This is a genomic window from Salinisphaera sp. S4-8 (assembly GCF_040361235.1).
In the GTDB taxonomy this organism is placed as follows: Bacteria; Pseudomonadota; Gammaproteobacteria; order Nevskiales; family Salinisphaeraceae; genus Salinisphaera.
In genome coordinates this window covers 105,572-120,975 of sequence record NZ_APNF01000003.1, presented here as the reverse complement: position 1 = coordinate 120,975, position 15,404 = coordinate 105,572, and the positions used below count along the sequence as shown (strand labels likewise).

17 protein-coding genes are annotated in these 15,404 nt (G+C 64.8%); 9 read left to right on the top strand and 8 right to left on the bottom strand.

All coding sequences use genetic code 11. From position 1 onward, the window contains the following. Positions 1–50: 50 nt before the first annotated feature. Positions 51–1,214 carry a zinc-dependent alcohol dehydrogenase gene (locus tag S4A8_RS05635; protein WP_293623406.1) on the bottom strand — a complete coding sequence of 388 codons (1,164 nt, stop codon included), beginning with the start codon at positions 1,212–1,214 and terminating at the stop codon, positions 51–53. Between the two features lie 440 nt (positions 1,215–1,654). After that, complete coding sequence (gene gfa, locus S4A8_RS05630; RefSeq protein ID WP_353219393.1) at positions 1,655–2,221, bottom strand: S-(hydroxymethyl)glutathione synthase; 567 nt, start codon at positions 2,219–2,221, stop codon at positions 1,655–1,657. A gap of 173 nt (positions 2,222–2,394) precedes the next feature. On the opposite strand from gfa, the gene S4A8_RS05625 reads away from it, so the two are divergent. From S4A8_RS05625 to S4A8_RS05615, 3 genes are read left to right on the top strand one after another with little or no spacing between them, the layout of a single operon-like run. Next, complete coding sequence (locus S4A8_RS05625; protein WP_353219392.1) at positions 2,395–3,576, top strand: M48 family metalloprotease; 1,182 nt, start codon at positions 2,395–2,397, stop codon at positions 3,574–3,576. Between the two features lie 7 nt (positions 3,577–3,583). Beyond that, positions 3,584–4,354 carry a thiosulfate oxidation carrier protein SoxY gene (locus S4A8_RS05620; protein WP_353219391.1) on the top strand — a complete coding sequence of 257 codons (771 nt, stop codon included), beginning with the start codon at positions 3,584–3,586 and terminating at the stop codon, positions 4,352–4,354. Beyond that, positions 4,351–5,304, top strand: a complete 954-nt coding sequence (locus tag S4A8_RS05615) for a quinoprotein relay system zinc metallohydrolase 1 (RefSeq protein WP_353219390.1) — start codon at positions 4,351–4,353, stop codon at positions 5,302–5,304. The genes S4A8_RS05620 and S4A8_RS05615 overlap by 4 nt, the downstream gene beginning before the upstream one ends. Here S4A8_RS05615 and S4A8_RS05610 read toward each other — a convergent pair whose 3' ends face one another. From S4A8_RS05610 to S4A8_RS05585, 6 genes are read right to left on the bottom strand one after another with little or no spacing between them, the layout of a single operon-like run. Next, complete coding sequence (locus S4A8_RS05610) at positions 5,305–6,036, bottom strand: hypothetical protein (RefSeq protein ID WP_353219389.1); 732 nt, start codon at positions 6,034–6,036, stop codon at positions 5,305–5,307. Positions 6,037–6,038: 2 nt separating this feature from the next. After that, positions 6,039–6,551, bottom strand: coding sequence for a hypothetical protein (locus tag S4A8_RS05605; protein WP_353219388.1), 513 nt, complete (start codon positions 6,549–6,551; stop codon positions 6,039–6,041). A 40-nt stretch (positions 6,552–6,591) separates the two neighbouring features. Then, positions 6,592–7,188: a hypothetical protein gene (locus S4A8_RS05600; RefSeq protein ID WP_353219387.1), complete on the bottom strand. Its 597-nt coding sequence runs from the start codon at positions 7,186–7,188 to the stop codon at positions 6,592–6,594. Between the two features lie 7 nt (positions 7,189–7,195). Then, the gene (locus tag S4A8_RS05595; protein ID WP_353219386.1) at positions 7,196–7,933 is read right to left on the bottom strand and encodes a MotA/TolQ/ExbB proton channel family protein; all 738 of its coding nucleotides are present in this window, start codon (positions 7,931–7,933) and stop codon (positions 7,196–7,198) included. A gap of 50 nt (positions 7,934–7,983) precedes the next feature. Beyond that, positions 7,984–9,270, bottom strand: coding sequence for an FCSD flavin-binding domain-containing protein (locus S4A8_RS05590; protein WP_353219385.1), 1,287 nt, complete (start codon positions 9,268–9,270; stop codon positions 7,984–7,986). Continuing rightward, positions 9,260–9,601, bottom strand: coding sequence for a c-type cytochrome (locus S4A8_RS05585; RefSeq protein WP_353219384.1), 342 nt, complete (start codon positions 9,599–9,601; stop codon positions 9,260–9,262). The genes S4A8_RS05590 and S4A8_RS05585 overlap by 11 nt, the downstream gene beginning before the upstream one ends. Before the next feature lie 248 nt (positions 9,602–9,849). On the opposite strand from S4A8_RS05585, the gene S4A8_RS05580 reads away from it, so the two are divergent. From S4A8_RS05580 to S4A8_RS05555, 6 genes are read left to right on the top strand one after another with little or no spacing between them, the layout of a single operon-like run. Then, a complete protein-coding gene (locus tag S4A8_RS05580; protein ID WP_353219383.1) occupies positions 9,850–10,863 on the top strand; it encodes an ABC transporter substrate-binding protein in 1,014 nt (337 codons plus the stop codon). Continuing rightward, entirely contained in the window at positions 10,860–11,597 is a 738-nt protein-coding gene (locus tag S4A8_RS05575; RefSeq protein WP_353219382.1) for an ABC transporter permease, read from the top strand. Before S4A8_RS05580 ends, S4A8_RS05575 begins: the two co-directional genes overlap by 4 nt. Continuing rightward, positions 11,594–12,391 (top strand): ABC transporter ATP-binding protein, encoded by a 798-nt coding sequence (locus S4A8_RS05570; protein WP_353219381.1) that lies wholly within the window; start codon positions 11,594–11,596, stop codon positions 12,389–12,391. The genes S4A8_RS05575 and S4A8_RS05570 overlap by 4 nt, the downstream gene beginning before the upstream one ends. Further along, positions 12,388–13,140, top strand: coding sequence for a lanthanide ABC transporter ATP-binding protein PedB/LutE (locus tag S4A8_RS05565; RefSeq protein ID WP_353219380.1), 753 nt, complete (start codon positions 12,388–12,390; stop codon positions 13,138–13,140). Before S4A8_RS05570 ends, S4A8_RS05565 begins: the two co-directional genes overlap by 4 nt. Next, positions 13,140–14,138, top strand: coding sequence for a PQQ-dependent catabolism-associated beta-propeller protein (locus tag S4A8_RS05560; RefSeq protein ID WP_353219379.1), 999 nt, complete (start codon positions 13,140–13,142; stop codon positions 14,136–14,138). The genes S4A8_RS05565 and S4A8_RS05560 overlap by 1 nt, the downstream gene beginning before the upstream one ends. A gap of 2 nt (positions 14,139–14,140) precedes the next feature. Beyond that, positions 14,141–15,376, top strand: coding sequence for a lanthanide ABC transporter ABC transporter substrate-binding protein PedA1 (locus tag S4A8_RS05555; protein WP_353219378.1), 1,236 nt, complete (start codon positions 14,141–14,143; stop codon positions 15,374–15,376). Positions 15,377–15,404 lie beyond the last annotated feature (28 nt).

Below are 15,404 nucleotides of genomic sequence, written 5' to 3'. Positions count from 1 at the left end.
CCCTTTTTTCGTTTGGCCCGCGGGCCGGTCGCGCTTTCAAGCGTGCTTGATCACGGCGTCATGACCACCTTGATACAGCCGTCTTCCTTGGCATTGAAGTTGGCATAGGCCTCGGGCGCGTCGTTCAGCCCGTAGCGATGGGTGATGATGAACGACGGGTCGATCAGGCCCTGTTCCACGGTATTGAGCAGGCCCTTGAGATAACCCTGCATATGAGTCTGGCCGCCCTTGACCGATAGCGACTTGTTCATCAGCGCGTTGATCGCGAAACCGTCCACCTTGTCGGTATAGACGCCCGGCAGCGACAGCCGCCCGCCCTTGCGCACCGACATGATCATTTCATTGATCGCATGCGGATGATTGTCTTCGGTGGAATCCGCGTTGCGCCGGATCGCTTCGGGATCGCCCTGGCCGTGGGCTTCGGCGCCGACACAGTCGATACCGCAGTCCGGGCCGCGCCCGCCGGTCATGTCGAGCAGCTTGCTGTAGACGTCTTCTTCTTCGAAGTTGATGACTTCAGCGCCGGCTTTGTCGTGGGCCAGCTTCAGGCGCTCCGGTACGCGATCGATGGCGATCACGCGGCCCGCGCCCATCATCCAGGCACTGCGAATGGCGAACTGGCCGACCGGCCCGCAGCCCCAGATCGCGACCGTGTCGCCGGCTTCCATATCGCACTGATCGACGGCCTGATAGCCGGTCGGGTAGATATCCGACAGAAACAGCAGCTGATCGTCGCGCAGGTCGGATTCGACCTTGATCGGCCCGACGTCGGCATAGGGCACGCGCACGTACTCTGCCTGACCGCCGGGGATGCCGCCGAGCACATGCGAATAGCCGAACAGCGCGGCCGGCGAATGGCCCATCAGCTCGGCGGCCTGATCGGCATTCGGATTGGAGTTGTCGCACAGCGAATACAGATGCTTGTTGCAGAAAAAGCAGCCGCCGCAGGAAATGGTGAAGGGTACGACCACGCGGTCGCCCTTTTTGAGATTATTCACGGCCGAGCCGGTTTCCACGACCTCGCCCATGAATTCGTGGCCGAGCACGTCGCCCGCCTGCATGCCGGCCATCAGGCCGTTGTACAGATGCAGATCGGAGCCGCAGATCGCGGTCGCGGTGATCTTGATGATGGCGTCGCGATCCTGCTGAATCTTCGGATCGTCGACGTTGTCCACGCGTACGTCATGGGTACCGTGCCAGGTGAGTGCTTTCATGAGGCGTTCACTGTTTTGGGAACTGTCAGCCCTCATGCTGCACGCCGGGTTACGCCGGTGGAATGCGAATTATCACTGAACGGCCGGTGGGTAAAAGACTTTTGTGCTTGGCGTGGGGACAGGCGTAATCGATCGCGCCGACCCGCAGGCACGGGCCGACGCGGTCTGCGGGCTAGGGCGTGTCGTCATGAGATATGACGTCGCATTGCCCGCATCGGGCGTGTCAGGCAAGGCGCGGGCCGCCGAGCGTGGCCCGCCACGGTCAAGGTCCGCAACGCCGCATGGCGCGTCCGACGCGGGCAACCCGGAGGGTCGGCGGCCAAGCCCCGGCAATTCGGCGTTATCGCTCGCTTACGTGGCATGGCCACGCGACGCTCGCGATGCCTTGTCTTGCCGGCGCTTGGCTGCCGATGCGCCGCCTTATCTTATGACGACACGCCCTAGAGCACGCCTTTTTGCTTGGCGGTATGGGTCGCGATGACGTCCATGAGCGTGGGCGACAGGCAGTCGTAGGGTTCCAGGCCCATGTCGTGCAGATGCCGGCGGATTTCGCCCATCTTGTTCGGGTCGGTGCCGCCTTCGATGATCGACGATACGAACGCCGCGAACTGGGGCGGTTCCCAGCCCTCGTCGTCGGAAAGTTCGGTATGGATGAAATCCAGGCCGTAGAACGGGTGCTTGCTGTCGTCGATATGCCCGACCATATGCGTGCCGCAGTCGCGACAGGCATGGCGCTTGATGGCGGCGTTTTCGTTGACGACCGAGAGTTTTTTCTCGTTGGCGGTGACCTTGACGCTATCGCTGGGTACGACCGCGATCTGGGCAAAGGTCGCGCCTTCGGGTTTCCAGCACATCGTGCAGCCACAGACATGGTTGTGCGCGCACTGTGACGAAACGCTGACTTCTACCGGGTCGCTGCTGCATTTGCAGTGCAGCGTGCCGCCGGAAAAATTTTCTGCGGCGGGCTTCATGCCCTGGTCGACGCTGGGATGTATCGTGATGCTCATGGTGACTCCTCGTCTCGCAATGAAACGGTTTATGGGCCATTGGCCGCTGGTTCGCCGGTGTTCGCACCGGCGTGCGATTTACACTACGCCGCCCATTACCTGCTTCAAATGCGACGTAAGCCGGGTATTGCCGACCGGTGGGGGTATTGCACCGGTGGTCACCGGGAGCGGCCATGGCGGCGGCTGAGCTGTATACGCTCGTCAGCGTCTGGCTTTTGGCCGGACTGCTGTTCGAGGCGATGGTGTGTATGCGCCAATGGCGCCATCTCGCGCGCGAGGGTGGCCAGCCCCGCGCGGCCCGCCACGGCCAGCGGCGGGCGCTGTTCGATTGGCTGGCCGGTTTCGAACGGGTGGTTCGTATCGCTTTCTGGCTCGGCGCGGGTGCGCTGGCTGTGTTGTATGCGGGCCTGGCAGGCCACGCCGGTTTCGGCGTACTCGTGTTTGCGGGCCTGTTTGCGGCAATCGATCAGCTGCTGTGCGAAATACGCCAGTGGGCGCGCTGGTGGTTTGTCGAGCGGGCGGCCGGCATGTCGCGAAAACGTGCCGTATCGCTTGTAGGCGACAGTGCCCGACGCGTGGGCGTGCAGGTCGCGATGGCGGTCCTGGCGGCGGCCTGGCTGTTGTGGCCGTTTTCGATCTGGCCATTTGCGCTGGCCTGGCCGATCAGCGGCGTGCTCGCGATTGCGGGCATGGCGTTGTGGTTCTGGGCCCGGCCCAATCTCATCGCGCCATTGTTCGAACGTTTCACGCCGCTGCCGGCCGGCGAACTGCGCCAGCGTCTGGATGCGATGATGCAGCACTGCGGCGTGTCGCTGGATACCGTGCTGGTGGTGGATACGTCGCGTCGTTCGCGCGTGGCCAATGCCTATTTCACCGGGCTGGGCGCACACAAGCGAGTGGTGCTTTCGGATACGCTTATCGACTATCTCTCGGCCGCCGAACTGGCGGCGGTGATGGCCCACGAGCTCGGGCATTATCGCTGCGGTCATCTGCAGCGTTTCTATGCCAGCCAGGCCGGGCTGCTGTTGGCCGGTTATCTGGCGATCGGGTGGGTCGCCGCCGCCGCCGATCTGGCCGTTGCGCCGGCCGTGCTGGTGTTTGGCGCCTACCTGCTGTTGCCGGCGCTTGGCTGGCCGCTCAAGCTGTGGCAGTCCGCGCGCCGGCGCCGCTACGAATTTGAGGCCGATGCCTATGCCGCCGAACATGCCGATGCCGCGGCATTGATGACGGCGCTGGAGAAGCTGCTGGCCAATAATCTCACCGCGCCGACCATGGATCGCTGGTATGCGGCGGTGTTCGCGACCCATCCGCCGGGCAGCGCACGGCTCGACCGGCTGCGTGCGATCCATGACTAGGGCCGTCATGCCTGCGGCGGCATGGGCGTTGGCGATGTGCCTGCTGGCGTGTTCAACGCTCGTTTTCGCCGCAGCCGACGATCCGCGTGATCCGCTCGATTCGTCGCGCTGGCGTTACATGCGCGCTGCGCATTTTCGCGATGCGCCGGTGGTTTTCGATGAACGCGTGCAGGTGTGGGTGCCGGGCGCGGCCGATAACAGCGGTACCACGCCGGTACAGATACGCGCGCCGGGCCTCGACGATGTGGTCCAGATTCGCGTGATTGCCGATGCCAATGCCGAAAGCCGGGTGCTGGATTATTTTCCGGTGGGCGCGCAGGCAGCGATCGGTTTCAGTTTGGTAGTGGAACAGGCCACGCCGCTACGCGCGGCCATGCGCACCGGCGACGGTGTATGGCATATCGGCGGACGCTGGGTGGATGCCGAAGGCGGCGGTTGTGCGCCGGCCAGCGTGATACCGACGGTTGATCTGACGGCTGGAACGCAGCCGGTTATCGCTGCGCATCGCTGGGCCCGGCATGAAAACAGCCAGCGTTTGAAGTTTCGTATCCGCCTGCCCGCAAGTGGCACGCCAGCGCGCAGCACCGAACAGATGACGGTGCGCGACGACGCCAGCGATGTGCGCGCACGCATCGTGGCGGGCCCATCGCTCGACACGGCCAGCGTGTTCACACTGGATATCGATAGCCGCGCGCCGTTGCAGATCGAAGCCCGTGATACGACCGGCCAGCGTTATCGGTCCCGTGTCGGGCAGCCCCTGGATGAGGCGAGCCGATGAGGCGCGTCTCGGTACTGGGCCTGTGCTGTGTGCTGTTACTGGCGACGATTCCGGCGCTGGCCGGCGACTACTACGCACTCACGCCGCAACGAATTGCCCCCGATACCTATGTGTTCGAGGGCGCGCTCGAAGCCTTCGATTTCGACAACCACGGCGCGGCGGTCAATACCGGCTTCATCGTGACCGCGGATGGCGTGGTGGTCATCGATACCGGCCCGTCGCGGCTCTATGGTCAGGCCATGCGTGCGGCGATCGCCCAGGTGACCGATCAACCGGTCGTGCGGGTGTATATCACCCATGCCCATGCCGACCATTTTCTGGGCAACAACGCATTCGCAGACGTTCCGATCGCCGCACTCGAGGCCACCGCTGCCACCATCGATACGGCCGGCGAGCAGATGGCGCGTCATCTCTACGATCGGATTGGCGCGGCCATGCGTGGCACGTCGGCGGTGGTGCCCGACGAAATCGTCGATCTCGGCAGCGACGGCCAGGCACGTGTGGATTACGGCGATCACGGTCTGCGGCTCATCGCGACGGCCGGGCATAGCCCGGGCGATCTGATGATTCTGGATGAGCGTACCGGCGTGCTGTTTGCCGGCGATGTCGTGTTCAATGAACGTGCGCCGGCCACCCCGCACGGCGATATTGCCGGCTGGTTACATTCGCTCGATGAAGCAGCGGCCAGCGGGTTTCGTATCGTGGTACCCGGCCACGGACCCGTCGCCTACGATGACGCGCCCCTGGGTCAGACAGGTGACTATCTGCGCTGGCTCATGCATCGCTTCGAACAGGCGGCCGAGCGCGGAGACAGTGCCGCCGAGTTGATGTTCGAGCCCTTGCCGGCGCGCTGGGCCGCGCTGGCGGTCCAGCCGGCCGAGTATCGGCGGTCGGTGGGCTATCTCTATCCGGCCCTGGAGCGCGCGACGCTGTCCAGCCGTCCCGATTAGTCACCGCCCGGGCGCGTGGGTGAGTTCCAGGCTGATATGCCCGCCGGTGATCGTATGCGCTTGGCTGGTCAGGCGCTCGTCGCGCTCCAGGCGGGCGAGGCCCACGCCGGGGCAATACCATTCGCGTTGTTCGATGGGTACCTCGGTGGGCGCGAAACCCGCGCCTGCGCCGAGCTTGAAATACGCCCGGCCTACGGCCAGTACGCAGTGTTCGAAGCGTCCGGCTGGCACATCCACCGGCGCGTCGACGTCGGTGATTCGATAATCCAGGGTGATGGTGTTGCCCGGCGCGTGTTCGCTGATGAACGTCTGGGCACGATCGAGCAGATAGGTATGGGCCGGTTCGCGCCACTGCGCGCCGAGGGTGGCCGGTAGCGGCAGGATCTTGACTGCCGGCTGATCCATGATCGGCGTATGGCTGGCCACCGACTTGATCGCGACGCGGTAATAACCGTCGTCGCGCTCGGCTAGATAATAACGACGGCCCTCGTCGTTGCGGCGAATGGCGACCGCTGCTTCGCCCGCAAAGCCGCGCCGGGCCACGTTTTCCATGATGCGTGTCTGGCGCTGTGGCTCGGCGCCATTGCGTTGGACGACCATGCGATATTGCCAGCGCAGGCCGGGCTCCAGCGGGTTGAGCGCGTCGGCGTCAGGGCACGCATCGCAGGCCGCCAGCAACACGATGACCCCGACCAGCGCCAGCCTGGCCACGCAGTCTGCGACAGCGGCCATGCTCATTTCTCCGGCAGGGTGGGTTCGGGCAGATCGCGCAGTTCGATGCGCTGGTGCTCGGGCGCGAAGGTGCCGGCCTCGCTGGTCATGGGCGCGCTGTCGTCGGTCGTCGCCGTGCCGATCTGGAGCTGGCCGTTGCGCATGGCATCGCGGGCGCGCTCCAGCCGGGTGTGCAGTTCGCGTGCATAGGGCAGGGCATAGGCGCGCGGAATGCCGATGGGCTCGTCGTCGATGAGGGGCGTGACCCATAAATAGATACGCCCGGGCGCGCCCTGGCTTTCATCAGGCTCGACGATCGACGAGGCATTGAGCAGAAAATGCCCCGGCAACGCCATGCGCGCCGGCCAGCCGCGTAAATCCTGCAATGAATGCCAGGTCACGAAATACAGCGCGCTCACCAGCACGATACAGCCGATCCGTACCCACAGCGGCCAGCCGCTACGGATATTGAGCGCGAGTACCAACACGCCGAGGGCGACATACGCCGCGCCGAGCAGCCAGAGCGTCTGTGTCATTGCGCTTCCTCGTGGTTTGAAATCATGGCCCGTGTCGCGCTCATTGCACGATCGATTTGGGCAGGGTGTTGACGTGGCTGACCGAGCCGTCGGCATCCACGGTAAAGCGCACCGCGGTGCGCTCCTGGCCGGGGTAGTCGAGGGTGATCTGATCCTTGAATACGATTTGCAGGCGCGGATTGACCCGGCTGACCACCACATCGGCCATGATCGGCTGGCCGGTCTGCGAGGCGTAATACTGTAGGTTGACGATATATTCGCCCGGCGCGCGCCCGCGAATGGTCACCACTTCCTGATTGAGTTCGTTGGTCACCCGCACGCCGTCGACGATCATTTCGTCGTTGACCAGACCGCGATCGTCGCGATCCAGATTCATGAGCCCGGCTTCCGGATGCAGATACCACACGGTGTCGCCGCCGGGGCCCTGCACCCACAGATCGACATCGTCCGGCCGGCCCGATTCCCAGGTTGCGGTGACGATATATTCGGCCTTGGCCGGAATCTCGCCGGTTTGCGTGGGCGGGTTCAGAAAGAACACCGCGATCAGGAACATGAAGGTAAAACCCAGCAGCGCATTGAACAGCAGGTCGGTGAACGGGTCGGTTTCGCTGTGACGACGTTTGCGCCGAAAGGCCATGATGTATTCAGCCCAGATGCCGGCTCTGGGCGAAGGTCACGATCCGCGCCTGCAGACGATCGGCTGCGCGATCGAGCAACAGATACTGCAGGCTCAAGACCATGCTCGTGCTCAGGCCTACCAGCGTGGTGTAGAGGGCCACGCGCATGCCCTGACTCATGCCCACCAGCAGTTGCTGAATCGCGGCCACATCGAACGATTGCGTGGCGTTGACGGTCGCCAGCATGACGATGAAGCCGATCACCGTGCCCAGCAGACCGAGCTTGATCAGCGCGCCACAGACGAACCAGCCCATCTCGTGGGCGCCGGCCAGCCGCTCGCCGAGCAGGTCCACCAGCGTGTCCGGCGGTCGGCCCTCGCGATGGCCATGAAAATGCAGCAGGGCGGCCAGATAGGCCGCAGCCGCGCTCGCTGGCTGCACCTGGCCATCCACGGTGAGCGTGCTGCGACCGGTCAGATCCAGGCGGGCGTTTTCGTCACCGGCGATCGCCTCGAAGCGGGCGGCTTCCAGCGACAGCCAGGCGCTGCGCACCCCGCAATAGCCCCAGGTCGCACAAAAGATCAGACCGATGATCAGGCTCACGCGGGTGCTGTCGCCGGCGATCAGCGCGGTGAGCACGTTGTACTGCTGTGCCACCCAGAGCACGAATACGAGCACGCCGGTGATGATCAGCCATTGCTGAAAGACATGCCCGGAGCCCGCGCCCGGATGGCTGCGGTGAAAGCGGGTCAGCGATATCGCCATGGGGGCTCCTTGTGCCGGCTGGAGGCGCCTGTCGATCGGCCCAATTCGGGCTAGCCGAAACTGTCGCGCACGATGTTTTGATACCACGAACGCGCATAGTCGGCTTCGGCCTCGCGCGTGTTCGCATCAGCCGCCAGCGCGGAAATGCCGCCTGCGTTGGCGAGCGCGGCCAGTCGATCGTCATCGACGCGATAGACCTCGGTTACGCTGATGCCATAGTCGGGCGCGACCAGGCTGTAGCAGGCATTGATCAGCTTGGTCTCGCTCACCGCCTGGCCGGCCAGTTCACGTGCGATCGCATGGGCACACAGCTTGGCCTGCATATTGGCCGCATAGGCGGATTTGGGCATGGGTTCGGCGCGTGTGGCATCGCCGATGACATGGATCCCGGCATGTCCGGGCACGGAAAAATCGTGAGCGGCGACCGGCACCCAGCCGCCGGCATCGGTCAACCCCGCGTCTTCGGCCAGGCGCCCGGCACGCTGTGGCGGAATGATATTGAGTACGTCGGCAGCGTATTCGTCGCCGCCGACCGTGCGCACACGCCGGCTGTGCGCATCCACTTCCACCACGCGTGCGCCGTCGCGGCGTCCGCCGCGCCATTGCAGGCGGTCGCCGTAGCGCGCGCCCCAGCCGGTACGAAACAGCGGTTCCTTGGAGAAATGGTCCTTGGCGTCGAGGATGAGTACCTGCGCACGTGGTTTGTGCTGGCTTAGAAAATACGCGATCAGGCTGGCCCGTTCGTAGGGCCCGGGCGGGCAACGATAGGGGTTGTCCGGCACGCTGATAATCACCCGGCCGTTGTCGGGCATGGCGCGTAGTTGATCGTGCAGGGTGCGCAGCTGGCTGGCGCCGCCGGGCCAGGCATGCGGAATACGCGCCACGTCGGCCGGGCTGTAGCCGGCGATCGCCTGCCAGTCGAAATCGATGCCGGGGGCGATCACCAGCCGGTCGCCGGCGATCACACGCCCGTCGGCCAGCTGGATACGACGCCGATCCGGTTCCACGCCGTCGATATCGGCATGCACGACATCGACACCGGCCGCACTCAGGCCGGCATGGGTCTGGGTGATCGCCGAAACCGGGCGCAGGCCGGCGACCACGGCATTGCAGAACGGCCCGGTCACGAACCGCGGTTGCCGATCGACCAGGGTCACCCGCAGATCGGGCGCGAGCCGGCGCAGTGCCAGCGCGCAGCTGGCGCCGGCAAAACCGCCGCCGGCGATGACCACCTGGGACGACGTGCGTGCCTGTACGCGGCTGCCCAGGCCGAGCGATGCCAGCGTGGCCGCACCCGCCAGTCCGCGCAGCAGCCGGCGCCGATCGTTACGGGGCATGGTGTTCGCCGTGGTCGGCGCGCTCGAAGGTGGCGAAATAATCGGCCAGGGCCGCAATCTCGGCATCGTCATAGCCGGGCGCGATACGATTCATGATCGTGGTGGGGCCGTCGGCCGTGCCCTCGTCATCGCCACGGCGATAGGCCTGCATGCGTTCGATGAAGCGCGATCGTGCCAGTCCCGCCAGCGACGGCACGGCCCCGACCGAGCGGCCGTGCGGGCCATGACACGCCGTGCAGGCGCCGGCGAGCATCGCCCCGTCGGGGGTCGCGGCGCTGGCGAGCGTAGCCAGGCTCAACAACATCGGCACGACGATCGGGCGATATCTCATCGCCTTGAAACTACGCCCACCGTCGCCGCCCGGCAAGCGCCACGCCGCGGCTCGCGCGTAGCCGTGTTCGACTATTCGCGGGCTTGCGCGCAACGACTGTTAGCGGGCAATTTAGATGGTCAAACAAGCATATAACCACGGCGCGCATGCGAACGTGCCGGGATCACTCATAACACGGCCGGCGCACACGACGTCGGCGTTTGGCGATGGCAGTGCCGGTTTGGCCCGGCCTGCCGGCAGGAGATGGCATGACAGCAAGCGCGCGTGTCGCAACAGGCCTGTGGCTAGCCGGGCTGATCGTGCTCGTGGCGTGGCTGGCCGGCTGTTCGGCCGATACGCCGGATAATGCCGACGACCCGTTGCGTATCGGCGTGCTCAAGTTCGGCACCGTGAGCTGGGAGCTGGACACCATCGCGCGCCATGGCCTGGCCGAAAAGCACGACGTGGCCATCGAGGTGGTGCCACTGGCTTCCGAGAATGCGCTGGCGGTGGCCTTGCAGGGTGGCCGTGTCGACATGATCGTTTCCGACTGGCTCTGGGCGGCCCGCCAGCGCGGCGCCGACCGCGACTATCAGTTCGTGCCCTATTCACGCGCGGTGGGCGCGGTCATGGTCAATCCCGCATCGGGCGTGAAAGATCTCGCCGATCTGAAAGGGCGCAAGCTCGGTATCGCGGGCGGGCCGGTAGACAAGACCTGGCTGCTGCTGCGTGCCTATGCCCAGAAAACGCGCGGGCTGGATCTGGAGCGCGCGGTCGAGCCCACCTTCGCCGCGCCCCCGATGATCAACCGTCTGATGCTCGATGGCGCGCTGCCGGCGGCGATCAACTTCTGGCATTACAACGCACGCCTGTCGGCGCTGGGCATGCGCGAGCTGGTCAGTGTTCGGCAAATGCTCGCCGGCCTGGGCATCGATACGGTGCCGCCATTGCTGGGCTGGGTCTTTGCCGAAGACTGGGCCGATCAGCATCGCGTCGAACTGCAGCATTTTTTCGCTGCCAGCCAGGATGCCAAGCGCCTGCTGGCTGAATCCGACGACGCCTGGGCGCCGCTCGAGGACATGATCAAGCCGGAAAGCGAGGCCGTGTTCGCGGCCATTCGTGACGGGTATCGCGCCGGCATCATCGAGCGCTACGGCGCGCCCGAGATCGCCGCGGCCGGCCAGCTGTTCGATGTGTTGGCCGCGGAAAGCGATGGCCAGCTCACCGGTGGCGTCAAACAGCTTTCACCCGATGTGTTCTGGGATGGATATCGGCTGCCATGACGGCACTGGTGCGTGCGGCATCGCTGCTCGGCCTGGCGCTGATCTGGCAGGTCGCGGCCCTGGTGGTACACAGCGATGTTCTGCCCGGCCCGTTGGCGGTGTTGGCGGCGCTGAACGCACATACGCTTTCCGGCGAGCTGCCCTATCATCTGGCAATCACCCTGGCGCGCGTGGCGGCGTCGTTTTTGCTGGCGATGGCCATCGGTACGGCGGCGGGCATTGTCATGGGCCGCTACCGCAAGCTCGATCTGGTGCTCGATGGCGCCCTGGTGCTGGGGCTCAATATTCCGGCCCTGGTGACCATCATCCTTTGCTATGTCTGGTTCGGCCTCAACGATGTGGCGGCCGTGCTCGCGGTCGCGCTCAACAAGATTCCGACCGTGATCGTCATGGTGCGCGAGGGCGCACGGGCAGTGGACCCGAAACTGCTCGCCGTGGCCCAGGCCTATCGCGTGCCGCGCTGGGTGACCTTGCGCCAGGTGTTTCTGCCGCAGCTCTATCCCTATCTCATGGGCGCGGCCCGCAGCGGCCTGGCGCTGATCTGGAAGATCGTGCTCGTGGTGGAACTGCTCGGGCGCAGCAATGGCGTGGGTTTTCAATTGCATGTGTATTACCAGTTCTTCGATATCAGCAGCATCCTGGCCTATACGCTGGCGTTCGCCGCGGTCGTGCTGCTGGTCGAAGCCCTGGTGATGCGCCCGCTGGAAAAACGGCTCACGCGGTGGCGCACATGAGCGGCCTGCAGATCGATATTCGCGAGAAGCGCTTCGCCGACACGGCCGTGCTGGGGGCGTGTCGTATCGAAGCCGCGCCGGGCGAATTCATCGCCCTGGTCGGGCCGTCCGGCGCCGGCAAGAGCACGTTATTGTCGCTGATCGCCGGGCTGGATAGCGACTACCGGGGCGATATCCGCTGGGATGGCGCACCGTTATGCGCGCGTGGCGAATCGCCCACGCATATGGGCATGATGTTTCAGGAGCCGCGGCTGATGCCGTGGCTGAGCGCGCTGGATAACGTAAAGCTTGCCGAGGCCGATCGGCTGGCCCACGAGCCGGGCTATCGCTCGCAGGCCGCGCGCTTGCTCGACGAAGTAGGGCTGGGAGCTGCCATGGATGCCTGGCCCAATCAGCTATCCGGCGGCATGCAGCGGCGTGTGGCGCTCGCGCGTGCATTCGTGGTCGAGCCGCGGTTGCTGCTCATGGACGAGCCGTTCGTATCGCTGGATATGCCTACCGGCAATCGCCTGCGGCGTGCGTTGCTGGCGCTGTGCGAACGCCAGCGCCCGCTGGTGCTGTTCGTGACCCACGATCTGCGCGAAGCGCTGGCACTGGCCGATCGCGTGCTGTTTTTCGGCGGCACGCCCGCCCGTGTGCTGCTCGACCATCCGGTCGCCGGGGCACGCGGCAAGGATCTGGAAAGCGCGGAAGTCGCCCAGGCCCAGCAGGCCCTGCTGGCCCGGTTCCCGCAGCTTTTGTCGGGCATACTCGATAGCCACGCTGCCGCCACCGACGCCGAGGATCAGCCATGAACGCACCCGCCCTCAAGGTCGATGCCGTAAGCAAATCCTACGGCACGCTCAAGGCGCTCGATGCAGTGTCGCTGGCGGTCGAGCCGGGTGAGTTCGTGGCCCTGCTGGGGCCGAACGGCGCCGGCAAGAGCACGCTGTTTCAACTGCTGACCGGGCTTTTCGTGCCCGATGCCGGGTCTATCGAGGTCGCCGGTCACGACATGCGCCGCGATGCGCGCGCCGCGCTGGCCAAGCTCGGTGTGGTCTTTCAGCAGCCCACGCTCGATCTTGATCTGAGTGTGGTGGCCAATCTGAAATTCCATGCCCGCCTGCACGGCATGGGCGCCAGGGCAAAGGCCCGTATCGACGAAGAACTGGCACGTATCGGCCAGGCCGAACGCGCCAACGATGCTGCCCGGGCGCTGTCCGGTGGTAACCGGCGCAAGATCGAACTCGCCCGGGCGCTGTTGCACGAGCCGGCGCTATTGCTCATGGACGAACCCACGGTGGGCCTGGACCCCGGCTCGCGCGAACTGCTGGTCGATTATGTGCACAAACTCTGTGCCGAACGTGGCATGGGCGTGCTCTGGGCGACCCATCTGGTCGATGAGGCCGAGCGCGCGCACCGCGTCATCGTGCTGCACAAGGGTCAGCGCATCGCCGTGGATACGCCGCGCGCGCTATGCGAGCAAACCGATACCACCACGCTGGGCCAGGCTTTTCTCGAGCTCACCGGCGAGGCGCCCAAGAAAAAAGAGGAGACCGTCTAATGCGTTTCGATCCATACAAGCAGGTCCGCCTGGCATTGGCCGCCGTGCTCGTCACCGCCAGCCCGATGCTGTGGGCAGCCGGCACGGGCAATGTCTATGTCTCCAGCGAAGACGACGATGTAGTGAGCGTTTTCGACGGCAAAAGCCTCGACAAGATCGACACCATCGCCGTGTCCGAGCGCCCGCGCTGGCTGGCGTTTTCGCCCGACCATAAAAAGCTGTACGTGGCCTGTGGCGACGATGATTCCATTGACGTGATCGACATCGCGGCAGGCAAGGTCACCGACCGGCTTACCGATATCGACGATCCGGAGATCTTTGCCATCGGCCCGGACGGCAAGCGGCTGTATATCTCCAACGAAGACGATGCCCAGTTCACCATCTACGACATCGGCGCCAAGAAGGCCGTCACCCAGATCGATGTCGGCCAGGAGCCGGAAGGCGTACTCGTCACCCCCGATGGCAAGACCGCCTATGTGACCTCGGAAGTGGCGAACATGGTGCATCGGGTGAATCTCGACAGCCACGAGATCGAGGCCAATATCGTGGTCGGCAACCGCCCGCGTCGTTTCGCCCTGTCGGCGGACGGCAACACGCTGTGGGTGACCAATGAACTGTCCGGCTCGGTATCGCTGATCGATACCCGCAGCAACCAGGTCAGCGACACCATCGAATTCAAGCCGCAGGGCTTTCGTCCGGAAGATGTCACGCCGGTGGGCATCCGGCTGTCCGACGACGGCGCACACGCCTTTGTCACGCTCGGGCGCGCCAATCATGTGGCCTTCGTGAATACGAAAACCCATGCCGTCGAGGATTACGTGCTGGTGGGCGATCGCGCCTGGGGCATCGCCCAGAGCCGCGACGGCAAACAGCTGTATGTGACCAATGGCCTGTCGGACGATATGTCGATCGTGGATATCGACAAGCGCAAGACCCTGCGCTCGATCAGTGCCGGGCGCGTACCGCATAGCGTGGTGGTCGATACGGTGGCCGAGTGATCATGTCGCGCGTCAGACAGCAGTCGAGATGCACGCCGTTGTGGCGTGTCGTGCTGCTATGCCTGCTTGCGGCAGGCGGGGTGATGGCGCTGCCCGGCCTGGCCGTGGCCCAGCAAAATCTCGAAGCGTTCGATATCGGCTATATCGGTTGGAACGACGATCCCCGCTATTCCGAAGCCCGTATCGAACGCGAATATCAGGGCGAGCCCTGGGGGCGGCCGATCGACGGCGCGCGGGTGGCCATCGACGAGGCACGTTTTCCCGGTATCGCCGCCGGGGTGAAGTTCGGCCTGAACGAACAGCTGGTGGCCAATACGCGTGCAGTGCTGGATACGGTGCGTGACATGCGCGATACGGGTACGCGCTTCATTCTGCTCGATCTGCCGGCCGGCACGGTTTCGCGGGTGGCCGAAGAGTTTGCCGACGACGAACTGACGTTTTTCAACGTCGCCGCCCACGACGACCGCCTGCGCGGGGTGCACTGCCAGGCCAACCTGCTGCATACGATTCCGTCGGATGCCATGCGTAACGATGCGCTCGCCCAGTATCTGGTCTCGCGCCAGTGGCGCGATGTGCTCGTGCTGGTCGGCCCGGAACGCGCGGACAAGGTACTGGCGAAATCCTTTCGCCGCTCGGCCAAGCGGTTCGGTCTGAATATCGTTGGCACGCGTGATTTCGTACTCGGCAACGACCCGCGCCAGCGCGACAAGAACAATCCCAAGCTGCTCACCTCTGGTATCGACTACGACGCGGTCTATATCGCCGACACCCAGGGCGAGTTCGCCCGGAATGCCAATTTCGCCATCCAGAAACCACGACCGGTGGTCGGCAGCGGTGGACTCGTGCCCCAGGCCTGGCACTGGGCCTGGACGCGCCACGGCGCGCGTCAGCTCAACCACCGGTTGGAGAAGGAGGCCGACCGGCATATGACCGCCTACGACTGGGCTGCCTGGGTGGCGGTGAAAGCCGTTGTCGAAGCCATCCAGCGCAGCGAAAGCACCGACTACGACACTCTGGCGGCCTATATACGCGGCGACGAGATCAATCTCGACGGCTTCAAGGGCTATCGCATGGGTTTTCGCGGCTGGGACGGCCAGCTGCGCCAGCCCATGTTGCTGGGCAGCGGCAACTGGGTGGTCGCACGCGCGCCGCTGGACGGCTTTCTGCACCCGGACAATTATCTGGACACGCTCGGCTTCGACCCGCGTGAAAGTGCCTGCAAGCTCGCAGGAAATTGATTTGAAAAAGAAACGTCCGCAAATGAAC

Coding starts and splice junctions, on each gene's coding strand:
- S4A8_RS05585 (WP_353219384.1), bottom strand. CDS start 9,601: ATGAGATATCGCCCGATCGTCGTGCCGATGTTGTTGAGCCTGGCTACG.
- S4A8_RS05615 (WP_353219390.1), top strand. CDS start 4,351: ATGAGGCGCGTCTCGGTACTGGGCCTGTGCTGTGTGCTGTTACTGGCG.
- S4A8_RS05605 (WP_353219388.1), bottom strand. CDS start 6,551: ATGACACAGACGCTCTGGCTGCTCGGCGCGGCGTATGTCGCCCTCGGC.
- gfa (WP_353219393.1), bottom strand. CDS start 2,221: ATGAGCATCACGATACATCCCAGCGTCGACCAGGGCATGAAGCCCGCC.
- S4A8_RS05595 (WP_353219386.1), bottom strand. CDS start 7,933: ATGGCGATATCGCTGACCCGCTTTCACCGCAGCCATCCGGGCGCGGGC.
- S4A8_RS05565 (WP_353219380.1), top strand. CDS start 12,388: ATGAACGCACCCGCCCTCAAGGTCGATGCCGTAAGCAAATCCTACGGC.
- S4A8_RS05620 (WP_353219391.1), top strand. CDS start 3,584: ATGCCTGCGGCGGCATGGGCGTTGGCGATGTGCCTGCTGGCGTGTTCA.
- S4A8_RS05625 (WP_353219392.1), top strand. CDS start 2,395: ATGGCGGCGGCTGAGCTGTATACGCTCGTCAGCGTCTGGCTTTTGGCC.
- S4A8_RS05555 (WP_353219378.1), top strand. CDS start 14,141: ATGTCGCGCGTCAGACAGCAGTCGAGATGCACGCCGTTGTGGCGTGTC.
- S4A8_RS05570 (WP_353219381.1), top strand. CDS start 11,594: ATGAGCGGCCTGCAGATCGATATTCGCGAGAAGCGCTTCGCCGACACG.
- S4A8_RS05575 (WP_353219382.1), top strand. CDS start 10,860: ATGACGGCACTGGTGCGTGCGGCATCGCTGCTCGGCCTGGCGCTGATC.
- S4A8_RS05635 (WP_293623406.1), bottom strand. CDS start 1,214: ATGAAAGCACTCACCTGGCACGGTACCCATGACGTACGCGTGGACAAC.
- S4A8_RS05580 (WP_353219383.1), top strand. CDS start 9,850: ATGACAGCAAGCGCGCGTGTCGCAACAGGCCTGTGGCTAGCCGGGCTG.
- S4A8_RS05590 (WP_353219385.1), bottom strand. CDS start 9,270: ATGCCCCGTAACGATCGGCGCCGGCTGCTGCGCGGACTGGCGGGTGCG.
- S4A8_RS05610 (WP_353219389.1), bottom strand. CDS start 6,036: ATGGCCGCTGTCGCAGACTGCGTGGCCAGGCTGGCGCTGGTCGGGGTC.
- S4A8_RS05600 (WP_353219387.1), bottom strand. CDS start 7,188: ATGGCCTTTCGGCGCAAACGTCGTCACAGCGAAACCGACCCGTTCACC.
- S4A8_RS05560 (WP_353219379.1), top strand. CDS start 13,140: ATGCGTTTCGATCCATACAAGCAGGTCCGCCTGGCATTGGCCGCCGTG.